A 23,352-nucleotide genomic window follows, 5' to 3' on the forward strand; every position below is an offset into this window, starting at 1 on the left:
ATAAGATACTTGCAAGATGGCTAAGATAGGGTGAGCCAAAGCACGGAAATCCACTACGCGCAAAAAGGAGCTGCGCGGTAGCGCAGCTCCTAAGCGGTTAAACAGTTTTGAGAACAAGGCTGGTAGAAGGCGAACAAACCTCTGCCCCCGTTCACCCTACTTCTGCTTATGGGGCACCTCGATATCGGTGAACTTGTCAGGGTCGCCTTGCTCGCCGATTTCGGTGGGATCCCCTTCGGCGGTGAAATCGGCAATGCCCGCGGGCTCGTCGGTCTCGGACTCCACCAGGTCTTCCTCGCTTACAGCGGCGTAATCGTTATTGCGGAATACGCCCGCATCCAGCATTCCCGACATTTTGGCCATGCACGTGGTAACCACGGCGTCGCCCGTAACGTTAATGGCGGTACGGCCCATATCGAGCAGACGGTCGATGCCCATGATCATGGCAACGCCTTCAGCGGGCAGGCCAACGGACTCGAACACCATGGCCAACATAATGGTACCAACGCCAGGCACGCCCGCCGTGCCAATGGAGGCCGTAACGGCCGTTAAGACAACCGTGAGCAGTGCCGTGAACGAAAGGTCGATACCAAACGCCTGCGAAATGAAGATAACCGCGGCGCCCTGCATGATAGCCGTGCCGTCCATGTTGATGGTGGCACCCAGCGGAATAGTGAACGACGCGACCTTCTCGTCGACGCCAATCTTCTTCTCGAGCGTTTCCATGTTCAGCGGGATGGAGGCGTTGGAAGAGCTGGTCGAGAACGCGAACAGCATAACCGGCAGCATCTTGCGCAGGAAATGGAACGGGTTCAGGCGCGTGAACAGGAACAGGATGACCATGTACACGATGAACAGCTGAACAAACAGGCCCAGGTACACCGTACCGATGAACTTCACCATGGGCAGGATGCCCGTAAGACCCAGATTCGCGAACGTGCGCGCAATCAGGCAGAAGATGCCCAGCGGCGCTACCTTCAAAATGAGGCCGATCATGTACATCATGACGGCGTTGAACTGCGTGAAGAAGCGATTGACCGTGGCGACCTTCTTGCCCAGGCGACCCAGGATGAAGCCCAGGATGAGCGCGAAGAAGATAATCTGCAGCATGGCGCCGCTATTCATGGCCGCAACAATGTTCGTGGGAACGATGTTGATGAGCATGTCGGCCATGGTCTGGTCAGTGGAAGTGGCCTTCGGCTCGACCTGCACGATGGAAGCCATGTCAAGGCCAACGCCCGGGCTGGTTAGCTGCGCAAGCAGAATGGCGATGACAACGGCCAGGGCCGTAGTACACAGGTACATAAGGATGGTACCCAGGCCAACCTTGCCCAGAAGCTTCGGGTCGCTCATGGATGCCGCGCCGCACACAATGGAGCAGAACACGAGCGGCACGACCAGCATCTGCATAAGGCGGATGAACCATTGGCCGCAGACGTAGAACACGCCCTCTATCATGTACGTATCAACTGGTGAACCCTCTGGAACTACAACGGAGCAGATAATGCCAACCACAATGCCCGCTGCGAGTGAAATGAGAATCCACGTGGTGAGACTCATTGTCTTCTTCGGCTCACCGGTTTCGACTTTCGGACTCACAACAACCCCCTTCGTACCGTCTCCCTCTTTCGCGACACACGCTCTCACCCATGCATAGCGAAAAGCGCCTAGCCACCACAGAGCATACGCCGCATATGCGTCATTGTAATCCTAGGCGCGATCAAATCTCCGCCCCTTGCTCACGCTAGATGTCGAGGCGTTGGCGCTCCACCAGCTCGGCGAAAAGGCCGCCCTTCGCAACGAGCTCTTCGTAGGTACCGTCTTCCACAATGCAGCCGTCTTCCAGGTACAAGATACGGTCGCAATTCTTGATGGTGGAAAGGCGATGCGCAATCACGATGCGCGTACAGTTCAGCTCGTCGAGCGCATTGGAAACTTGCTGCTGCGTGCGATTGTCCAGGGCGCTCGTGGCTTCGTCGAAAATGAGAACGTGGGGGCGGGGCGCCACGGCGCGCGCAATCATGAGACGCTGCTTCTGACCACCCGAAATGCCGCCCGACCCTTCCGAGATCATGGTGCTCATGCCCCGGGGCATGGCGCGAATGTCGTCAGCGATATCGGCGATTTCCGCCGCGCGCCAAGCATCCTCCACGGAAAGCTGCGGCGCGGAAATGGTGATGTTCGAGTAGATATCGCCCGAAAACAGCATGCCATCTTGGGTAACCGTACCAATGCGACGACGCAGGGAACGCAAATCCGAATTCGCCATGTCCCTGCCATCGTAGTAGATGGCGCCCTTTTCCGGCGTTTCGAAACCCAGCAGCAAGCGCACGAGCGTGGACTTGCCGCATCCCGATTTGCCCACGATTGCCAGGTACTCGCCCGGGCGGATGCGCAGATTAAGCCCCTTCGCCATGTAAGGCGACTGCTCGTTGTAACGGAAGTAGACGTCATTCAGCTCGATGCGGCCCGAAAGCCTGGTGAGAATTTCCTTGCCCTGAGACACCTCGGGTTCGGCGCGCAAGATGGGCTCGACCATTTCCAAGTATGGGCGAATCTGCGCGGACGCGCGCACGACCTCTGACAGCGACGCAAAGGCAGCCATAACCATGCCATACGCCGCGAAGAAGGCAACGTAATCGGACGGGCTCATGCCTGAAACCACCGCGAGGTAATACAGCACGATGGCGCCAGCAAGCGAAACGGCCGAAGTAATGGCCCCGCTCAGCTTCAGGAACAGCGGCGGATTGTACTCCAGTTCGGCGCTCTTCGTATAAGCACGAGCCCACTGGGCAAACGCGCGCTTTTCGGCACCGGCAAGCTTGATCTTCTGCACGCCATTGATGAGCGCGAAGCTCTTACCGTTTTCCTTGGCAGAGTATTTCATCTGCTGGCGCGTAACGCGCATCTGAACGAGTGACGTAGCAAGGTTCACCGCAACCGTAGCCACGATGATCAGAACGGCGGGCAGCATGAGCGCAGGAGCAAACTGCCCAATCTGCACGACATACAGCAACGAGAACAAAGCCGCTACGCCCAGCGAAACAACGTTCGTAATGAGCAGATCTACCAGGCTATTCGCGGCCGAGCATCTGCTTGCCAACTCGCCCGCACTGTACTTGCGGAAAAACGCCGTGGGCAAGCTGAGCACGCGCATCATGACCGCCGCCGAAACGGACGTTGCCACCTTCGTGCGTATGCGCGCTATGGCAACGTCGCGCGTTGCCGATATGAGCTGCTGGGAAAGAGCGGCACATAGAAGGAACGCCGCGGACGACCAGAGAATGGGATAGCTTCGCGTATCCACCACGAAACCCGTAAGCATCTTCGCGATGATGGGCAGCACCATACCCGTAAGCGTCACGCCCAGCGCAAGAATCACGAGCAAGCCCACGTCAACTGCGTTCACGCATTGCCGCATATACGCGAACAGGTCGGTAATGCCAATCTCCCCCAGGGGAAGCGGGCGATAAAAACAGCGCGCCTCGTGGGCAAACTCGCCAATCGTCTGAGCATTGACATCGGTCTTGCGCCCTCGCTCATCGCGGAACCAATAGCCCGTATGTGGCTTGGGGAACACCGGCACGGGAGCCCCATCGGACTCACGATACGCAATCATCGGACCAATGGCATCCTTGTACCAGTCTTCGCCCAGGCCCACCATACGATGCATGATGCCATGCGGACGCAGCGCATATTCCAGCTGTTCGTCGGGGTCGGTTATCTCGGGAGGAATCTCCACGGGATTGATGCCGTAATACTTCAGGATATCGTCGACGGCTTCCTTCGTTACGATGCGCGAGGTGGCGAACGAACCCGCGGTAGCGGTTCCCACCACAGCGGAGGCCATACGCAGGATGGAGTCTTCGAAAACCGCCTGGTCGCCTTGCTTGCGCTGGCGTATCTGCTCGTCAAATAATCCCATGGTCGCCTCCTCCGCTAATCGTTGATAACCAGTTCCGTGTACGCGCCGCCCTTGGCGTACAGCTCGTCATGCGTTCCGCGCTCGACCACATGTCCATGGTCGAGCACGATAATCTCGTCGCAATCGCGAATGGTGGAAAGGCGATGCGCGATGACGATGCAGGTAACGCCGCGCTCCTTCACCGCTTCCACCAATTCATGCTCGGTTTTCGCATCGAGCGCGCTCGTGGCTTCGTCCATGATGACGACGCGCGGATCTTGCGCGAGCACGCGCGCGATTTCCAGTCGCTGGCGCTGGCCGCCAGAAAGGTCGCGACCACCTTCCAGAATCATGCCGCTGTAGCCGCCGGGCCTCGAAACGATGTCATCGTGAATCTGCGCATCGCGCGCCGCCATAATGACCTCGAAGTTCTCGATTGAGTTGTCCCACATACGAATGTTGTTGGCGATGGTGTCCTCGAACAGAATGATGTCCTGGTCGACAACGGCCACCGAACCAGTGAACACGCTGCGGTCGATTTCCGCCATGGGCTTGCCGTCGAACAGGACCTCGCCTTCCCAAGGCCTATACAAACCGGCGATGATCTTGGAAAGCGTGGACTTGCCGCATCCGGAAGCGCCCACGAACGCAACGCTATGCCCCGGTTCCACGCTCATGGAAAAGTCTTCGATGAGCGGATCGCCCAAGCGCGAGTAGCCAAACGTGATGTTCCGCAGCTCCACCTTGCCCATAAGCTTGTCGTAATCAGCCTGCTCATCGATGGGATCGTCGCGATAGTTAGGGTCGGAAGGGTAATCCATCACGTCGTCAATGCGCTCCATCTGCGTGCGCATCTCCTGCAACGTCTGACCAGCTCGGATGGTAAGCATGGCGGGGCTCATGAACAACTGGATATACCCCTGGAAGGCCATGACCATACCAAGAGAGAAATTCCCCTGGATAACCAGGAAGACGCCCACCACGAGCACCGTGTAATTCGCCAGACTCGCCAAGAAGTTGGGAACCATGCCCAGGTACAAATTGAGATTCGCGAAACGCGTAGTGGCGGCATTCACGGATGCCTGATACCCAGCCCACTTCGCGAAGAAGCCATTTTCCGCGCCCGACGACTTGATCGTTTCGATCATCTGAATGCCCGAAACGGTGGTCGAGTCGAGCCTGCCCGTATCGCGCATCTGAACGCGCGTGATGTTCACGCGCTTGCGGGAAATGTAGCTGGCCAAAAACGAATTGAGGACGATGGCGAGTATGCCAACGGCGGTGAGAACAATCGAATAGCGCACCATAATCAGCAGGTAGAACAGCATCATGGCCACGTTGAGGACAAGCGGGGTGAACGTGTTTACGAGCGTTCTGGCAATAACGCTATTGGTCGTCTTGCGCTGCTGGATATCGCCCGCCATGCGCTGCGAGAAGAACTCCATGGGCATGCGCAGCACCTTCCACATGAACGCACTGCTGCCCACGATGGCCATCTTGCCGTTGATCTTGAGCGAGTAGATGGACTGCACGGCGCTTACCAGCACCTGCATCACGCCAACGGCGGCCAGCAGTCCAATGAAGGGCATGAGGAGTTCCTTGTTTTCGCCCGTGAGCAGATGATCCATGAAGAACCTGCTGAACGCAGGGGTCGTCATCTCGAAGAGATAGCCGATGAGCGTCGTTATGGCCACGAAGGCAACGGCCGCATGCGCACCGCGCAAGCGATTGCGCGCAAATTCCAGCGTGCTCTTGCGCTTGCCCCCGCGTTCGAACGAATCGGTTGGCTCGAAGAACAGGCAGACGCCGCCATACGAACGCTCGAATTCGGACATCGGGACCTTGATGGATCCCCGAGCGGGGTCGTTCAGATGGGCCTTGCCACCCCTGAAGCCCCGCAGAACAACGTAGCGATTCACGTTCCAGAGCACGATGCAAGGCAGAGTGCCCTCCGCTTTAAGATGCTCGATGTCGTATTGGTAGCCTTCGATGTTCAAGCCATAGCTGCGAGCTGCCTTGGCCAGGTTTTCCAAGCTCGTGCCATCGCGCGAAACGCCGCAGTCGGCGCGAACCTGCTCGAGCGGCATCCATTTCCCGTAGTACGCCATGATCATGGCAAGCGAGGCCGCGCCGCACTCGAGCGCTTCCATCTGCATGATCATGGGCACTTTCGCGATGCCCGAGGTAATTGGACGCTTGGTTCGTTCCACGGCGGCCCCGCTAGTTCATCAGCATGGATATGAGCTGCGTGGTCTTGTACTCTATGCGCGCCGAATAGCTGCCATCGGGGACATCGGCCTTCGCCGATGCCGTAACCTTGCCATTCTCGTCGACGCCCACGGCAAGGATCTCTGTTTCAACATCGCCAATTTCCAGCTTCATGCCCGTTTCGATGCTTCCCGTGGGAATGCTATCGGGCACGACGGTTAGTTCGCCCTTTTCAGCGGTGACGTGCGCGGGAACGTAGCTTTCGAAGGAGGTGACGCTGCTCCACAACATGAAGCCGGCGAACAACAAGACAACCGCAATGAGCAAAACCCAGATTTTGGGATTCGTGACTCGAAGATAATCATTGAGCTGTTCGGGAGAAGACAGCCTAGACGTGCCTTGCCCCCGCGTATCTTCCCGCCCCATGACAAGGCCCCTTCCATGTCGGAAACATGCGCAGCTACAGCACATATTACAACGATACCCACGCACATGCACCCAGATTGAGCGCGTATTGTCCCCGAATGGCGATTATGGGAAACTGGGCAAAACGACCGAAGGCGCACACATGAACGAATGCGAACTAACAGCCATCCACGACGCAGCAGCGCGTTGCATAGAGTGCGGCATCTGCGAAACGGTGCAAGACGAGGGCTGCGGCTGCACGCCGGGCATGTGGGGGCCATTTGCCCGTCACCTCGCCGAAGAGGCCGCGCGCGGTCCCATCGACTCCGCTACCGAACGCCTGCTGTTCACCTGCTCCCTCTGCGATGGCTGCACACAGGCATGCCCCGTCGACATCAGCGCCGCCAACATAGTGCGTGAGGGCAGACGCGCCTTTCACGGCCAGCACTCATCCGCACGCGAACGCTGGCGACCCATGATGGTCGACCTTGCGGGTAACTCCTTCGCACGCTTGCGCGCATGGCGCGACATATCCTACGACGATGCGGCGCTCGACCCGCACCAGCCTTGTGCATCGCTGTTCTTCCCGGGCTGCACGCTCAGCACATATAGCCCCGAGCTCACCATGGCCACGTTTGACTACCTGGCCAGCAGGCATCTCGCCGACGGCATGACGGCCCTTTGCTGCGGAAACCCCCTCTGGGGTCTTGGTCTGAAAGAACGAGGCGACACATATGCGAACGCGTTGAGCGAACGCCTTGCCATGCTGGGCACGAAGTACATCATCGCCGGATGCCCAAACTGCTACCGCGCACTGCGGCAAAGCCAGGCAAACGGCCTCATCGCCAAAGATATCGAAATAAGCGCCCTTCCCCAGGTGCTCGTCGATGCCGGCGCGCGCATTCCTGCCGAGCGTTCCATTGCACCCAACGCAGAAACATTCTGCGTATACGACTCATGCTCCGATCGCGCGACACGCGCGTTCGGCAACGCCGTCCGAGCACTGCTTCCCCCGGGGTCATGGCGCGAAATGCAACATGCGGGAGAAGACGCGCTCTGCTGCGGCTCGGGTGGCATGGTCTCCTTCTACGATGTGAGCGTATGCCAGACGCGGCGCACGCGCTGCGTGGGCGAATTCCGGGAAACCAACGCCGACTGCCTCGTTACCGCATGCGTGAGCTGCACGAATTCCATGCTTCGCTCGGGCACGCCCGTTTCCGCACATCATTATCTGGAGCTGCTGTTCGACACCCCCATACGCTGGGAAGCCCACCGGGCCGCAAGCATCGAGCTGGCGCAAAGCGACGAACGCAACGGCATGCCCGCCGGATTAAACGACCCGATACTCCCCTAGCGCACACGACAAGCGCCCAACGCAGCACGACATGCGCCCAGCACGGCGCATCTAGAACGAAAACGGCAACAAGCCGTAAGGAAAATACGCCACGAGCTAGGCATACAATGGAATCCTGAACCGAGGGGGTCCCATGACGATCGAGATGCGCAAGGGCAATTGTAGCTACTGCGGGTATCTGTGCGGTCTGAATGCAACCGTCGAAAACGGCCGCATCGTCGATATCGCCCCCGACCCCACGCGCTATCCCTACGACGCATCCATCTCCTCGCGCTGCCGCAGATGGCGCATGAACCTCGACGACCTGGACGCCCCCGACCGCCTGAACTACCCGCTTCGCCGCGTTGGAGAACGAGGCAGCGGAAAATTCGAGCGCGTCACCTGGGACGAAGCGCTCGACGACATCGCAAGCAGGCTCGAGAGCCTGCGCAACGAATACGGCGCGCGAACGCTGGCAAGCGCCATTGCAGGGCCTCACACCACCTACTGGCCCCTACACCGCTTCATGAACCAGTTCGGAAGCCCCAACAACATGGGCATTGGGCAGATCTGCTGGGACCCGCGCATCTTCATGGATGCCATCACCTTCGGATGGCCCACCGACCCCGACCTCAACGACCAAACCCAATGCATCATGCTTTGGGCCACCAATCCAGCCGTCAGCGATAACTCGCTGTTCTGGAGCCAGATCAAAGCGCGACACGCAGCGGGCGTTCCGCTGGTGGTCGTAGATTGCCGCGCCACTGCAACCGCACGCCAGGCCGACGTGCACCTTGCCCCCTGGCCTGGCACCGACCCCGTGCTAGCTCTTTCGCTGCTCAACGTCATCGTCGAAGAGGAGCTCTTCGACCGGGCCTTCGTGAACACCTGGTGCGTGGGCTTCAGCGGACTGTGCGAACACGTGCGCGCCTATGCGCCCGAACGCGCGCAGGCGCTCTGCGGCGTCCCCGCCGACGACATACGCAAAGCCGCGCGCCTCTACGCCACCCACACTCCTGGTGTGCTGCTCTCGGGTCGCGGCATCGACCAACTAGGGCCGAACGCGGAACCCACCGTACGCTCGCTCTGCCTACTGCGCGCCATAACGGGCAACGTCGACCGCCCCGGGGCATGTTTCCTGCACCAACGCAGCTCCTTTCGCGCCGAAGCGGCCATGGAACGCCCCGACCTGCTTTCCGAAGAGAACCGCGCGTGGCAGCTGAACACCACGCCGCTTCAGAGCTACAGCGGATACAACCTGGTAAACGACTACGCAAAGCAGTTCGGCAGTTCGCTGCCCGAACGCTACCTGTCGTCCGCGCATCCGGGCATGGTCATGCGCGCCATGGTCACGGGAGAGCCTTACCCCATCCGCGCGCTCTTCGTCATGGGGGCAAACCCCGTGCTCACCTACGCGAATACGAAACTCGTGCTGAAGGCGCTCCAATCGCTCGACCTCTGCATCGTAGTCGACTATCGCCTTACGCCCACGGCTCAGCTAGCCGACTACGTGCTCCCCGCCGCAGGCGCGCTGGAACGCCCCAACTGCCAGATTCATGGTGGCGTCGCCGACTTCGCCTACGGAGGCGCCGCGGTCATTCCGCCCCTACACGAGCGACGCAATGACTACGACATCATGCGCGAGCTTGCCCTACGACTTGGCATGGGAGCAGAATGGCCCCATGCCACGCTCGAAGAGGAGCTCGATTACCTCTTCGAGCCGGTGGGCATCACGTTTGAGCAGTTCGCCAACGAGGGCATGTTCGCGCCTGCCCCCACCTTCCGCAAGCACGAGCAGCGCAACGAGCACGGCGAGCCCCAGGGATTCGCCACGCCATCGGGCAAGGTGGAGCTCGCCTCCTCGCTCATCGAGCAGCTGGGCGGTTCGGCATACCCGCAACCCATTTCCCAGAGCATCCCGCAGGCAGACCTTGCCGCGGGGAAGGTAGTGCTCATCACAGGCGCCCGCTCCCAGCCCTTCTGGGGGTCGTCGTACTTCCACAACCAGGACTTTAGGCAACGCCGGCCGTATCCTCGGGTAACCATGGCGCCCACCACGGCACGGGCGCTGGGGCTTGTCGAAGGAGACTGGGCGCGCCTGAGCAACAAGAATGGCAGTGCCGTGTTCAACGTCGCATTCCAGGACATGCCCGAGGGGGTGGCAAGCGCCGAATATGGCTGGTGGCTTCCCGAAGCGCCCCCGGGCGCGCCGGGCTTTTCGGGCTCGCTGACCAGCAATATCAACATGCTCACCGACAACGGCATCGAAGGCTGTGAGCCGCTCATCGGCACCTGGACCTATAATGGCATAGAAGCACTCGTGGAAAAGACTTCGCGTCCCATCGAGTTCGACCGCGCGTCATCAAGCAACGCGTAGTGAGGGGGAGACCATGACCGTTCAGAAGAACGCATTCCTTATGTTCTCGAAGCCGCCCGTTCCCGGCCTGGTAAAAACGCGGCTTACCACCATGCACGATGGGCCGTTCACGCCCTTGCAGGCTTCCACGCTGTTCCATCGCATGATGTTTGACGTGCTCGAATGCACCATGCAGGCGCTCGATCGCCTGGAAGAGCAAAACAAGCGCGAACGCGAAGCGGACCCCACCGTTCCGGAACGGGTATACGACGTCTTCGTAAGCACCACCCCGCACAAGCACGTCGAGAAGATGCGCGAGATCTTCGAAAAGGGGCAAAGCTGGCCGCGCGAGATTCACATCATCGAAGACCACGGGAAAGTATTCGACGACCACTTCGATGACGCATTCCAGCAGATCTTCGACCTGGGTTACGAAACGTGCATTTCGGTTGGGGGCGACATCCCCATCATGCCGCGCGATCACATCATCGACGCGTACAACTACCTGCACGAATTCCAAGAGCGCTTCCCAACGGGCGGCATGGTTCTCGCACCCTGCCAGGCAGGCGGAACCTCGCTGGTGGGTTACACGCACAACTGCGGCATGAACCATCAGACGGTCTATTACAACCTCGACGGACGCCCCGCCTTGCAAGCATACCTGGACAAGGGGCGCGAAGCCGGCGACATACCCATGGCACTGCTCGAGCCCGTGGGCGATGTGGACAACATCGAAGACTTCGCCCACGTCATTTCCGTCGTCAATGCGCTGGAATACGCCAGCCAGTTCCAAGATGTATTCGTGCCCCATCGCACGCTCGAATTCATCCGCGCATTCGGTCTGAAGGTCACCACCCCGCCGAATCGCAATTTCGATAGCCGCGAAGAAATCGACGAATAGGGGGCTCCCGTGTCGCGGCTCATTAGCACAACTCGCAGCATCTGCCCCGAATGCCTGAAGCAGCTGCCCGCGCGCGTGGTAGAGCACGACGATGGCACCGTGTGGATGGAGCGCACCTGCCCCGAACACGGCTTCTTCCAGGCATATCGCTGGCCCGATGCGAAACAATACAAACGCTACTGCGCGCGAGCGCTGCCCGCCACCGCCCCAGCGGTGACCAGACCCATGACGGCGCCCTGCCCGTTTTCATGCGGCATCTGCACGCATCACGTGCGGCGCCCCACCCAAGTGGGCATCGAGCTCACCCAGCGTTGCAACCTCAGGTGCCCCGTATGCTTCATGGCCGCTCACGACGATGACAACGAGCTTCCCACGGAAGACTTCCGCGCCATCTTCCAGACGATTCGCGATACCGCGGGCGGCGACTGCGGCGTGAACCTTACGGGCGGCGAACCCACCGTGCGCGACGACCTGCCGGACATCGTGCGCATTGGTCGAGAAGTGGGCATTCAGGCAATCGAGATCAGCACCAATGGCCTTGCCATCGCACGCAGCAAGGACTACCTGCTCGAGCTGCGCGACGCGGGCATTTCGGGCATCTACCTGCAATTCGACGGCACAACGCCCGAGCCCTACCTGGCTACCCGCGGCGCCGACCTGCTCGATGTGAAACTGCGTGCCATTCAGAACTGCCGCGAATGCGGCGTGCAGGTCGTGCTGGCCATGACCATCGTCGGCGGCGTAAACGAAGACCAAGTGGGCGATGTCATTCGGTTCGCGATCAAGAACAACGACGTGGTCGTGGGCGTGGCATTGCAACCGGCCTTCGAAAGCGGTCGCTTCGACGTGAAACGCAGCAAGCCCCTTACCATGGGCGACACCTTCGCGCTACTAGAAGCGCAGACCGATGGCCTTATCCTCGCGGACGACATGGTGCCGCTGGGTTCCTCGCATCCGCTCTGCGATTCGGGCACCTACCTGGCACGCACGCCAAATGGCTACACGCCCATCACGCGCGGGCTTTCCCACGAAGACTACCTGTCGTACTACGACCCGCACTCGCCTCAGGGCGCGGTGCTCTGGGACATCGCCGCGCGCACGATTCCCCAGTTCGAAGGCGGGCTGTCGCTCATCATCATGGACTACATGGATCGCAGCAACATCGACCTGGAGCGCCTGGAGCAATGCTCGATGTTCCACGCCACCGTCGACGACAGGCTCATTCCGTTCTGCAGCAGCGAACTCAACGACGCGCAAGGCAACCGCATCTATCCGTCGCTCGGCCGAAAGGAGGGTGGTTCCCAGTGAAGGATTGGGACACCGGCGCCGACGACGGCCCCAAGGTAACGTATCGCATCAAGCACGATGCCAGCCTCTGCGTAGGCTGCGGGCTCTGCGCGGCCTTCTGCCCCATGGACGTCTACGAGATGCAGTCCATCGTCCGCGAGGGGCAAGAAGACGCCACCGACACCCCCGTTGCCGTGCAGCCCGAACGATGCGTCGGCTGCAAGACGTGCGAGGGGCAATGTCCCGTAAGCGCCATCCGTATCGAAGGCGACGGGATCGCATACGACCCCTTCCAAAACAGGGAAAAGGCCGCCCCGCTACCGCAAGAGGAACAAGACCTCTACGCCGAATGGGCGAACGTACTGAAGGACGTACTGCAGCTGCAGGCAGAGCCCGTTGCGCTCACGCTCATTCCCGCTGGCGCGCCCTTGCCCGACGTTCCCGTACCCACCACGCGCATGCGCTTCTGCCAGCAGCTAGCATACGCACGCTTGGGGCGCTCCATCATGTTGCCGCCCAACCGCCATTCGTGCCCCGATGGCACCTCCATCCTGGGCATGACCGACGTGCCCCCGAAGCTGGCAAGCGGAGAGCTCTACATCCTGTTCCACAAGCTCGACACCATGGAGGCCGCTTCCCAAATGGTCGCCGAGCGACCGCGCCTGCCGCAGCGCAGCACCGACGCCACCGTGGCAACGCCGCTTGCCAAGGCAGCTGCCACCCCCGACGTGGTGGTAGTCACCGGCGACGCCGAGCAGATGATGTGGCTCACCATGAGCGCCTCGTACTATACGGGCAAGCGTTTCAACTACCGCGTTTCCGGATACAACAGCATGTGCGTCGAAGCCGTGCTCATCCCGCGCGAAGAGGGCGTCATGAACCTGTCGCTGGGCTGCTACGGCAACCGCGCAGCCACCGACGTTCCCCGTGACCACCTATTCATGGGCATTCCCCGCAGCATGATGCCCACGGTGGTAAAGGGGCTGCGCGAGCTATCGAAGCGGGCCATTCCCCAATCGCGCGCCAAGGTCTACCTGCCCTAAAACCGGGAGGCGTCATGAACGATTTAACGCACGACCGCCAGCAGACGAACGAGTACTCACTCCGCAAGGCCATTGCCACAGACGAGCAAGCCGTACGCGCCCTCATGCACCTAGGAGGCATGGGCTTGGCCGCTGATTGGCAAAACGCCACGGTTGCGGTGGATAGCAACGGAACGCTCATCGGGTACATTCGCATTCAAGAAACCAGCAAGGGGCCTCATGTCGCCCCCGTTGCCGTTATGCCCGCCTGGCAAGGCCACGGCGTAGGACGCGCGCTCATGCAGGCGGAACTGGAACAGCATCACGCCCTCAAGCTGGTTTCCCGCGGCGATGCGGCGGGGTTCTACCACGCGCTGGGCGGCACCGAGATTTCATTCGACGAAATATCGGGCGACCTGGAAGAAGATTGCGAGCATTGCGCCGACCGTGCAGCATGCCAACCCGTCGCGTTCATTCTCACGCTGGAGGCAACGCATGGCTGATTTCACCACGCTGCTTGAACGCACTAGGGACGCCATTACCAACCTGGAAGACCAATGCATCGCATGCGGCACCTGCACCACGCGATGCGACCTACTAGAATCGCGCACGTGGAACATTCACGCCATCTGCGAGGAAAGCAGCGACGCGATAGGCGGTGCCCACGACGCGCAAAGCGCACGCCTGGGAATCGACGCCCACCCCTCGCTCTACCAGTTCTTCCGCTCGTGCGAATCGTGCAATCGCTGCACCGTCCACTGCCCTCAGCAGCTAAACATGAGCGACCTATGGCAGCCCTGGCGCGCCTTGCTGCGAGGGGCGAAATACATCCCCGATTCCGACGTGGGCATGATCAAGACCGATTGCACGTGGAACACGTTCAGCGTATACCGCCACGTTTGGAACATCGACTATAGCGACCTATCGCTCCTGGAAGTTCCCAGCATCGACGAAACCGAAGGCGCCACCGTTCAGGAAGCGCCCGCACGCAAAGCGCATGCCGAGACGCTGTTCTTCCCTGGCTGCACGCTCTGCACCTATGCGCCCGAGCTCACGCGCGCAGCATACGCATGGCTCAACGAGCACGTTGGGCCCACCCTCCTCTCCACGCAGTGCTGCGCATGGCCCCTGGAATGCGCGGGCGAGGTCGATCGCGCGCAGACCTGGCGCGAACGCGTCATCGCAGCCGCAAAGGACCAAGGCGTTCGCCGCATCGTGGGCGTATGCCCAGGTTGCGATAGGCAGCTGGAAATTGCAGCTGCGGCGGTTGCTCCCGGTATGGAATTCGTGCCCCTCGCCCAGCTTCTCCTTGATGCGGGGGTACGCATGGGCGACGAGAGCCTGGCCGATTGCACGCTTCCCTTGTCTGTTGTGACCTCCTGCAACGACCGCGCGAGCATTCATGGCCCCGCGGTACGCGCCCTCTTCGAGCACGCCAACGCCAAGCCCTTCCCGTGCGCGGACGAAGACGCCTGGTGCTGCGGCGCAGGCGGCGCCGTGAACGCCTACGACCCCAACCTGGCTCGCAGCCGCACCTGCCGGTCATTCCGCCTCTGCGAGCAAGCGGGCGCTCATACGCTCGTTACCGTGTGCCCCACCTGCGCGTATACCTACGCATTCGAACGATGGATGCAGGCGCAGGAAGGCAACGCTCGATGGGACGGCATGGGCAGCCTGAATTACCTGGAAGTGGCATTCGACATGCGCATCGACTGGCCACGCGTATTCGCCAACCTCACGAACATGTGGCAAGGCGAACAGGGCGCCTGGGTGGCCGAACAGCTCTCCCAAAGCGAACCAGGCAGCGAAACCTAGCCAGCACGCACAACGGCAAGCCAACGAAAGAAAGCAATATGAGTACGAAATACGTAATAGTGAGCGGCTTTTTGGGCTCGGGGAAAACGACGGCCATGATTGCGCTGGCACGCGCATTCAACAAGCGCCTGCAGGCGCAGGGCGAACCGAGCAAGGCGGCCATTATCGCCAACGACCTGGGCGCCAAAAACCTCGTCGACGCCGACTACACGCGTACGGCCGACGTACCCATCGACGAGATCGCCGGCGATTGCATTTGCTACGTCACCGAAGATCTGGTCTATCGCATCAACCGGCACGCTGCCGCGGGGGCAAACATCGTCCTCTCCGACATCCCCGGCTGCGGCGTGGGCGCGCTGAATCACGTATACGTAACGCTCGACAACGATTACCCCGCTGAATACGACCTGCTTCCGCTCACCTGCCTCGTCGACCCCATTCGCCTGCGCATGATTCTGCCGCAGAAGGAAGACATTCACCTTCCCGAGGAAATGCGCTTCTTGCTGAACGCCCAGCTGGCCGAGGCCGACCTGATTGTCCTCAACAAATGCGACCTCATCGACGACGCGGAGCGCGAGGCCGACCTAGCCTTCATCAAGAAGGCCTACCCCAACACGCCCGTCATGACGATATCCGCGCGTACGGGAGAGGGAATAGACGAACTGGCCGATTACCTGCTTTCGCACGAAGCCACGGCGCAGCCACGCGACTTGGGAACCGACACGGAGGAATTCGACGCAGCGGAATCCAAGATGTGCTGGTACAACCGTCGCTTCTTCGCGGAAGAGCGCAGCGGCGCCGATATCGACTTCAACCAGGTCATCGAGGACTTCATGGAAGGCATCCGCGAAGGGCTCATCGAGGCACGCCGCAACGTACCCCACCTGAAGCTCTTCGCGGCGGGCATGGGAGACGACTTCGTAAAGTGCTCCATCGTGGACGTCGACAACGACCTGGAATTCGAACGAAAGCTCCAGCATGCATATTCGGGCATCGCCATCGTGGTCAACGCACGTGCGGTCTGCGAATCCGAGACCTTCGGCGACATCGTCGAAGAGGCCATGGACGCCATCAAGGCCAAGCACAACCTGAAGTGCCGCATCATCTTCACCGAATGCTTCGGCTTCGCCGACGAAGGCCGTCGCAACGGAGGCCGTGCGTCCCGCTACGCCGAATAAGCACGCGAGCAGCGTGCAGTTGGCAACATACAGATGGCATAGGGCCGAAACCCTACACGAGAGCCCCACCGCACGAGCTGCCAAAGCCCGCCGTGCAGCTGTAGCACAACGGATTGGTTCGCACCTGCCGCGGAGGCAAGGGCCCCGAAAGAAGGTCGTCGATGGTGGCATCACGCGTTGACCCTGCGCCGTCGTCGAGCTGGATGGGCAGACCCAGCACATGGTTGGGCTCGCAATCGTACAAACGTCCATCCCAATCGACGTTGACCATATCGAGGCACATGAGCTTCGTGGCCGCCATGGTGTTGAAGTTATCGGCAAGCAGCGCCAGGTAGTCGTCGAACATGCCATAGTCCAGCAGGTCGGCAGCAAAGCGCCCGCATGCCCAGTTGTTAAACGCGAACAGGCCATTGAAGCGCACACCCTGGTCGCGCTCGAGCGCCTTGTGGTAACTTGCCTCAATCATTTCCTGGGGCAGCGGAAGGAACGGCCCCGCCACGTTATACACCAGGTCCAGCACGAGCGACGCTTCCGCAGGCGACGCAGCGCCATAGCCCCGCGCGTTAAGCGCGCGTATGGCCGCGATGGCCTTTTCGAACACGTGCTTTCCGCGTTGCGATGCCGTGCCCGCATCGTCGAAGAAGGGCAGCGACGCCACGACATGCACGCCAAGCTCGGCAAACACGTCGACGAGATGCGCGCACTCCGGCAGGGTGAGCAGCGTGAGATTGGTGCGCACGATGACGTTGCCCCACCCCGCACGCGATGCAGCCTGGCGTAGGAACCATTCGAAATCCGGATGCAGCTCAGGGCTGCCGCCCGTGATGTCGAACGTTTGGAAACCGCCCGCGTCAAACGCCCGCAAGCACGCTTCCATCGTCTCGCGCGGCATCCGCTCCGTACGAGATGGGCCGCAGCCAAGATAGCAATGCCTGCAGGCAAGATTGCATGCGTACGTAATGTTGACCTGCAGCGTATGCGCATGAGCGCTCGTTTGAAGCAGCTCCGGAGCACCCAAGCGTTCGAAGAACGTAGGGTACCCCGCCCGCTCGTAGGCATCCTCGAGCATCTTCAAACCGACGGCCTTCTTCCCGCAACGCACGTCCAAGGCCTCCTGCGCGCGGGCGGCATGGAAGGCGCCGCGATGCGCGCGCTTGGGGGAAATCTGGAAGTAGTGCCCATACCGCGACGCCTGCAACAGGGCCGCAACGTTGCCGCTGATGGCGCAGGGTTTGCCCTTCACGAAGCGCGTCTCGCGATCCCAATCGAAGTACCTGGGCGTTTCGGACATGCCACCCAGATACACTGCATGCTGGCCGTAATCCTCTTCCGTGGCCTCGAGCACACCCTGCGGACACTTTATGGCGCGTACGGTACGCGAACGGAACGCAGTGAATCCCACGCGCGTCTCTATGCTCAAATCGCCAATATGCAGCGGATCGTCCACGGTCCAAACGTAGTGGCCCAGGCCGGCCCCGTCCATCAGGGCGCGAAAGTCGGGCTCATACGTTGCGCCACCCAGGCACTCGCTGCGCAGAATGGGGTCGTTGCGTAGCTCTTCGGGCAAACGCCGAGAGGCGTACACATCCGAAAAGTATAATTCCCCGCCTGGCTTCAAGACGCGGGACACTTCCGAAAAGACCAGGTCCTTGAACGGCGAAAGGTTGACGACGCAGTTCGATACCACCAGGTCAACGGATGCGTCTTCGATTCCGCAAGCGGCAAGGTCCTCGATGTAGCCAGCGCGAAACTCCACATTCGAATGGTCATAGCCGAACTTCTGCGCATGGTACTCCCGATAACGCTGGGCAATTTCCAGCTGCTCAGGCGTCATGTCAACGCCGATGACGCGGCCGCGGGGACCCACCAGCTTGGAGAGAACGTACACGTCGCGGCCCGTGCCACAGCCAAGGTCGAGCACGGTGCACCCTTCAAGCGCCGGCGGAATGGGGCTGCCGCATCCATAGAAGCGACTTACCACCTCGTCGGCGATAAGGGGCAGCACGTCACGCACGTACTTGGGAGGCGGCACCGTCTGGCAATGCGCCGCGTTGCTATGCAGGTCATTGGAATCGGAAAGCGTGCGGCCATAGTACGCGCGCACAGCATCGTGAACCGTATCGGGATGAAGCGTCGATGCCTTTGCAAACTGGGATTTCATCCCCACCTCCAATATGCCGCGCACACACGTTCCCTTGCGAAAAGGATATCACGTGGGTATCATCCTTCAATAACGAAGGGCGCAGCGAAGGGGGCCGATGATGCTATTCACCCACATCAATGTTCTCGATGAAAACCTCGACTGGCAGAAGGATCAGTTCGTAGGAGTTGAAGGCAGCACCATCACCTACGTAGGCGCCACCGAGCCCACCGACCCCGAACGCTTTGGCGAGCGCTACGACGGATGCGGCAAGCTCCTCATGAGCGCTCTCTACAACACGCACGCCCACACTCCCATGACGCTCCTGCGCGGCTATGCGGAAAACCAGCCCCTGCAGCAATGGCTCAACGATACCGTTTGGCCCTTCGAGGGAAAGATGAGCGTGGAACGCGGCCACCATTATTGGGGCTGCATGCTCGCGCAAGCCGAAATGCTGCGCTACGGCATCGTGGGCTACACCGATATGTACTTCGGGACCATCGATCGCTGCAAGGCCGCCATCGAAGCGGGCATGAAGGCGAACCATTGCGACGGCGGCACCATGTGCTTCGTGGAAACCGACTACGACACGCTTCCCGTTGCCGCGCTAAACAAGCAGCTCTTCGACGAGTACCATCTGGCGGCCGACGGGCGCATTCGCATCGACATGTGCGTGCACGGCGAATACACCACGCCGCAGGGGATGATCGAGCGTTGCGTGGCGGAAGCCAAGGCAAACAACGCCGGCCTGCATATTCACATGTCGGAAACGCAGACCGAGCACGAGGAGTGCAAGCAGCGACACGACGGCATGACCCCGGCCGCCTGGTTAGATTCGCTGGGGGCGTTCGACGTTCCCATTACCGCCGCACACTGCGTGTGGGTAGAGCCCAGCGACATCGAGCTCATGGCACGCAAGGGAGTGAACGTAAGCCTGAACCCCGCTAGCAACATGAAGCTGGCCAGCGGATTCGCGCCCGTGCAAGCCATGATCGACGCCGGCGTGAACTGCAGCCTGGGCACCGACGGCATGGCCTCGAACAATACGCACAACATTCTGCAGAGCGCATACCTGCTCGCATGTTCGCAGAAGGGCAACGCCCTCGACCCCACCATCATCACGCCGAAGCAGGCGCTGCAAATGCTTACGGCGAATGGCGCACGCGCGCAGGGACGCACCGATTGCGGCGTCCTTGCCGTAGGCAAGAAAGCCGACCTGGTGGTCATCGATGTCGACACACCCTGGATGTGCCCCGTCTACGACATGGCAACCAACCTGCTGTACAGCGCAAACGGCGCCGACGTGCTGCTGACCATGTGCGATGGCAAGGTGCTCTACGAAAACGGCGAGTACAAGACCATCGACATCGAGAAGGCCAAGGCCGAAGTGCGCCGAAGCGTGGGCGAGATCCTCGACGCGCTGCACGAATAGCCGCCATCGGCGAGGCTGCTGCCATGCGCTCGGGTCCCGGCAGCCTGGCCTCGCACGAAGCCAGCGGGTCATGGCAACCCAGCCCCGCACAAAGTCAGCCCAGGTCACGACAGCCCAGCGTGGAGCAAAGTCAGCTCAGATCGTGGCAGCCCAGCGCGATGCGAAGTCAGACCGCAAGAGAATAGAAGCGAGAAGCACATGAACGTCCTCATGCTTAACGGAAGCCCCCGTTCGCACAGCAACACCGCACTGGCCCTCGACGAAATGGAACGCGTATTCCAGGAAGAGGGCATCTCCTGCACCATCCGCCAAGTTGGACAGATGGACATTCGCGGCTGCATCGCATGCGATACATGCGGAAAGACGGGGAAATGCACGTTCGACGACATCGTCAACGAGCTCGCCAAAGAGTTCGAAAAGGCAGACGGCCTGGTGGTGGGCACGCCCGTGTACTTCGGCAGCGCCAACCCCACGCTTGTTGCCCTGCTCGATCGCCTGTTTTACAGCACGCATTTCGACAAGACCATGAAGGTGGGCGCGGGCATTTCCGTGGCGCGCCGCGGTGGCACGTCGGCCACCTATGATGAGCTCAACAAGTTCTTCGCCCTTACCGGCATGCCCATCGCAACCGGCCAATACTGGAACGGGCTGCACGGACGCGCCCAAGGCGAAGGTTCTCAGGACGAAGAGGGCCTCCAGCAGATGCGCGTCGTGGCGCGCAACATGGCGTTCCTCATCAAGAGCATCAAGCTCGGCAAGGAAGCGTTCGGCTTGCCAAAAGTAGAGGAGCGCGTCCGCACCAACTTCGTCCGCTAGTTAACCAGGTGACAGAGGGACGGTTCTGCTGTCACCCTTGTCACTCGAGCTACCAGCTGAACACCGCCAGGCGGTTGTTCAGGTTCTTCCCCACCGTCGCGGCAAAGAGCTTCGCGCGCAAGGAGTACTTGCTCATTTCGGCATTGAAGCTCGTTTCGGACTCCAAGTGCAAGCGAGGCTCCAGCGCAACAAATTCCCGACCACTGTCGGTTCCCCACTGAAACTTGGCATTCGTATTCTTCACGGTGTCGTGATGGTCGGAATACTTCGCCAGTTTCGGAGAGTTCATTTCCGCCAGCAGGAAACCATGATCGAAGCTATCGCAAAGCATATGCAAACATTGCGCGGTTTCTTCCTTGGTGAAGTACTGGAATACGCCCTCCACCACCACGATGCACATGCGGTCCTTCGGCAGCTGCTTTGTCCATGCATCGTCGAGCGCGCTGCCGCTTACCATGACGCATCGCGAGCGATCGCTGAACACCTTTCGACGAACCTCGATCTGGTCGGGCAGATCGACGTCAAACCACTCGATACGCTGGTTATCTACCTGAGTAAACTTGTCATCGAAACCGCAACCCAGATTTACGCACACCGCATCGGGGTACCGCGCGATAAGCCCACGCAGCGCGTCGGCGAACATGATGGTTCGCGCCACCACCCCCTCGTGTGACATGAAATGGTCGTACTTACTTACGTCGACACCGAGAGCGCGAATAATCTCAGATGCTTTCTCGTCGCGAATGCGCGCATTCGGTCGAGCCGTCTCACCCGCGCGAATCGCCAACGTAATAAGCGCCGTTTCCTGTATATCGCCAAATTGAATGTCCATACCCTCACCTTATTCCTCGTTAGACCAGCCTGAATGCTGCGGCTACACAAAAAGTTAGGTTAGTATAACTTTTCCGAATTGCAAGGTGGAATTAGGGAGGCCTAATAATTAGGCGCTGAAGGCCCCGTCGCGGCTATTACGGGTGACAGGGGGACGGTTCCGCTGTCACCCTTCGCTTTCGCCCTGCACGGTTGCGCCCGAGGCAGCGGCGATAACAAGGCGACAAGACGAGAAAGGTGACAGAAGAACCGTCCCCTTGTCACCCCCGCCCTCTTGTTCACGTTACGTTGACGAACGCACAAGGGGAATCGCCCACCATTCCCTCGCGACATACACTGATGCATGTGCAACTCGACCAAGGAGACCAGCATGGACTTCAAGGACCGATCACCCGAATTGCAAGACGCCCGAAGAGGTATTGGCGCTCGCACGGGAATGATTCGTCGTTCCCCTCGAGAATGAACGGCCTTTGCCACCCACTGGCACGGACCCATTCCGCGCAGCCTTTTGCGACGAGAGGAGAGACCTTGATCAGGCGCACGCTCATGCAACGCGACCAGGAATTGGTCGACTTCGAAATAGACCTGGCAACGGGCACGGCTCACATCGTTGAAACGCACAACGACGAGCTATGCGCCGCCATTGGGATTGGCCCCAAAAACAGGGACGAAATGCTAACCGCCCTCATCCAGCGGCGGTCCATGTCGCGCATGCGCAGAGACAAAAGCGAAATCCTGGCGGCATTCAGGGCAAAGTCGCTTCTCGAACTCGCATTCAAGGGACACGGGCTCACCCTGTCCGACCAATTCTGGTATCGCGCACCTCATTCAACCGAGCGCTGGGCCGACATCAACTTCTTCGACAACGAGTGGAATCCGCAATTCGGCTCGACCATCCTGCGGGGCGATTACGCCCACCTACCAGATTGCTCGCTCGACGTGCCCGAAGTGACAACGCCCGGGCACGCCATCAAGGCATGGGAACGCACCAGCAAGGGCATCTATCTCATCAAGACGGGCGAATTCCCCAACGGCGCCGAACTCATCGGCGCCAAACTCGGATTCATCCTCTGTTCCCTCCTCCTTGGCAAGGATCACTGCATACCCATGGAAATGGCGGAACGCCATGGCAAACCATGCTCGGTAAGCCCGCTCATGCTGAACTCCAACGAGGAATTCGCCGACGGCAACCGGGTTTACGCAATGGCAGACATGTGGGATAGCCCCAATTTGGGAAAGGGCAGCGTCACAACGGAGGCATGCGACGAGCTCATAAACGCCTATACCGCCATCGGCGTACAGGACGCCTCGGCCCAAGTGGCCCGACGAGCCTGCTTCTTCAGCCTCTCGCTGCTGCTGGATTACACCCCGGGCAATTTCGGAGCCATCCGCGCAATCGGCTCGAACGAATGGCGCGTGGCACCCCTCTTCGACTACGACGGCTCGTTCGGCTTCCCGTTCAACGGCATTTCGATTTCCTCCCTATGCGAGAATCCCATGTTCGTTCAGCTGTTCTGCGCGCATCGCTTCGCATTCCTCAAATCGTCTTGGGACTGGTCGTGGTGCAACCCGCGCGTGCTCGACGGCTTCGAGGACACCATCATGAAGGCATACTCCTCCTGCCAGGGGCTTCCCCTCGGGTTCGCGGAGCTCATCTCCCACCTGTTCGTCTCGCAACGCGATTACGTCAGCAAGATCGTAGCAGGCGAGGAATAGTAGCTTCA

17 protein-coding genes are annotated in these 23,352 nt (G+C 60.3%); 11 read left to right on the forward strand and 6 right to left on the reverse strand.

What is annotated here, in order from left to right; genetic code table 11:
- Window positions 1-156 precede the first annotated feature (156 nt).
- The 4 genes from AAY81_RS09560 to AAY81_RS09575 form a co-directional block, all read right to left on the reverse strand.
- On the reverse strand, window positions 157-1,599 hold the full coding sequence (locus tag AAY81_RS09560) for a dicarboxylate/amino acid:cation symporter (RefSeq protein ID WP_240480586.1): 1,443 nt from the start codon (window positions 1,597-1,599) through the stop codon (window positions 157-159).
- Window positions 1,600-1,744: 145 nt separating this feature from the next.
- Complete coding sequence (locus tag AAY81_RS09565) at window positions 1,745-3,925, reverse strand: ATP-binding cassette domain-containing protein (RefSeq protein ID WP_066664460.1); 2,181 nt, start codon at window positions 3,923-3,925, stop codon at window positions 1,745-1,747.
- 14 nt (window positions 3,926-3,939) lie between these two features.
- Window positions 3,940-6,114, reverse strand: coding sequence for an NHLP family bacteriocin export ABC transporter peptidase/permease/ATPase subunit (locus AAY81_RS09570; protein ID WP_240480587.1), 2,175 nt, complete (start codon window positions 6,112-6,114; stop codon window positions 3,940-3,942).
- A 10-nt stretch (window positions 6,115-6,124) separates the two neighbouring features.
- Entirely contained in the window at window positions 6,125-6,538 is a 414-nt protein-coding gene (locus AAY81_RS09575) for a hypothetical protein (RefSeq protein WP_066664465.1), read from the reverse strand.
- A 142-nt stretch (window positions 6,539-6,680) separates the two neighbouring features.
- Here AAY81_RS09575 and AAY81_RS09580 point away from each other — a divergent pair, with 142 nt between their 5' ends.
- The 8 genes from AAY81_RS09580 to AAY81_RS09615 all read left to right on the forward strand — a co-directional run bounded on the left by AAY81_RS09580 (window position 6,681) and on the right by AAY81_RS09615 (window position 16,409).
- Window positions 6,681-7,871 (forward strand): (Fe-S)-binding protein, encoded by a 1,191-nt coding sequence (locus tag AAY81_RS09580; protein WP_066664466.1) that lies wholly within the window; start codon window positions 6,681-6,683, stop codon window positions 7,869-7,871.
- 133 nt (window positions 7,872-8,004) lie between these two features.
- The gene (locus AAY81_RS09585) at window positions 8,005-10,227 is read left to right on the forward strand and encodes a molybdopterin-containing oxidoreductase family protein (RefSeq protein WP_066664467.1); all 2,223 of its coding nucleotides are present in this window, start codon (window positions 8,005-8,007) and stop codon (window positions 10,225-10,227) included.
- 13 nt (window positions 10,228-10,240) lie between these two features.
- The gene (locus AAY81_RS09590) at window positions 10,241-11,107 is read left to right on the forward strand and encodes a TIGR04282 family arsenosugar biosynthesis glycosyltransferase (RefSeq protein WP_066664469.1); all 867 of its coding nucleotides are present in this window, start codon (window positions 10,241-10,243) and stop codon (window positions 11,105-11,107) included.
- Window positions 11,108-11,116: 9 nt separating this feature from the next.
- Window positions 11,117-12,415: a radical SAM protein gene (locus tag AAY81_RS10650; protein ID WP_066664471.1), complete on the forward strand. Its 1,299-nt coding sequence runs from the start codon at window positions 11,117-11,119 to the stop codon at window positions 12,413-12,415.
- On the forward strand, window positions 12,412-13,437 hold the full coding sequence (locus AAY81_RS09600; RefSeq protein WP_066664473.1) for a DUF169 domain-containing protein: 1,026 nt from the start codon (window positions 12,412-12,414) through the stop codon (window positions 13,435-13,437). Before AAY81_RS10650 ends, AAY81_RS09600 begins: the two co-directional genes overlap by 4 nt.
- Window positions 13,438-13,451: 14 nt before the next feature.
- Complete coding sequence (locus AAY81_RS09605; protein WP_066664478.1) at window positions 13,452-13,919, forward strand: GNAT family N-acetyltransferase; 468 nt, start codon at window positions 13,452-13,454, stop codon at window positions 13,917-13,919.
- Window positions 13,912-15,231 carry a heterodisulfide reductase-related iron-sulfur binding cluster gene (locus AAY81_RS09610; RefSeq protein ID WP_066664481.1) on the forward strand — a complete coding sequence of 440 codons (1,320 nt, stop codon included), beginning with the start codon at window positions 13,912-13,914 and terminating at the stop codon, window positions 15,229-15,231. Before AAY81_RS09605 ends, AAY81_RS09610 begins: the two co-directional genes overlap by 8 nt.
- A gap of 59 nt (window positions 15,232-15,290) precedes the next feature.
- The gene (locus AAY81_RS09615) at window positions 15,291-16,409 is read left to right on the forward strand and encodes a GTP-binding protein (RefSeq protein ID WP_169815817.1); all 1,119 of its coding nucleotides are present in this window, start codon (window positions 15,291-15,293) and stop codon (window positions 16,407-16,409) included.
- Window positions 16,410-16,461: 52 nt separating this feature from the next.
- Here the strand turns inward: AAY81_RS09615 and arsS are convergent, their stop codons facing one another.
- Complete coding sequence (gene arsS, locus AAY81_RS09620; protein WP_066664485.1) at window positions 16,462-18,570, reverse strand: arsenosugar biosynthesis radical SAM (seleno)protein ArsS; 2,109 nt, start codon at window positions 18,568-18,570, stop codon at window positions 16,462-16,464.
- A 97-nt stretch (window positions 18,571-18,667) separates the two neighbouring features.
- Between arsS and AAY81_RS09625 the strand changes: the two genes are divergently transcribed.
- On the forward strand, window positions 18,668-19,981 hold the full coding sequence (locus AAY81_RS09625; RefSeq protein WP_240480588.1) for an amidohydrolase: 1,314 nt from the start codon (window positions 18,668-18,670) through the stop codon (window positions 19,979-19,981).
- A 210-nt stretch (window positions 19,982-20,191) separates the two neighbouring features.
- Entirely contained in the window at window positions 20,192-20,797 is a 606-nt protein-coding gene (locus AAY81_RS09630) for a flavodoxin family protein (protein WP_205630831.1), read from the forward strand.
- A 49-nt stretch (window positions 20,798-20,846) separates the two neighbouring features.
- Here the strand turns inward: AAY81_RS09630 and AAY81_RS09635 are convergent, their stop codons facing one another.
- Complete coding sequence (locus AAY81_RS09635; RefSeq protein WP_066664490.1) at window positions 20,847-21,629, reverse strand: class I SAM-dependent methyltransferase; 783 nt, start codon at window positions 21,627-21,629, stop codon at window positions 20,847-20,849.
- A gap of 527 nt (window positions 21,630-22,156) precedes the next feature.
- Here AAY81_RS09635 and AAY81_RS09640 point away from each other — a divergent pair.
- Entirely contained in the window at window positions 22,157-23,344 is a 1,188-nt protein-coding gene (locus AAY81_RS09640) for a hypothetical protein (protein WP_066664493.1), read from the forward strand.
- The last annotated feature ends 8 nt before the right edge of the window (window positions 23,345-23,352 follow it).

The organism is Denitrobacterium detoxificans, assembly GCF_001643775.1.
GTDB lineage: Bacteria > Actinomycetota > Coriobacteriia > Coriobacteriales > Eggerthellaceae > Denitrobacterium > Denitrobacterium detoxificans.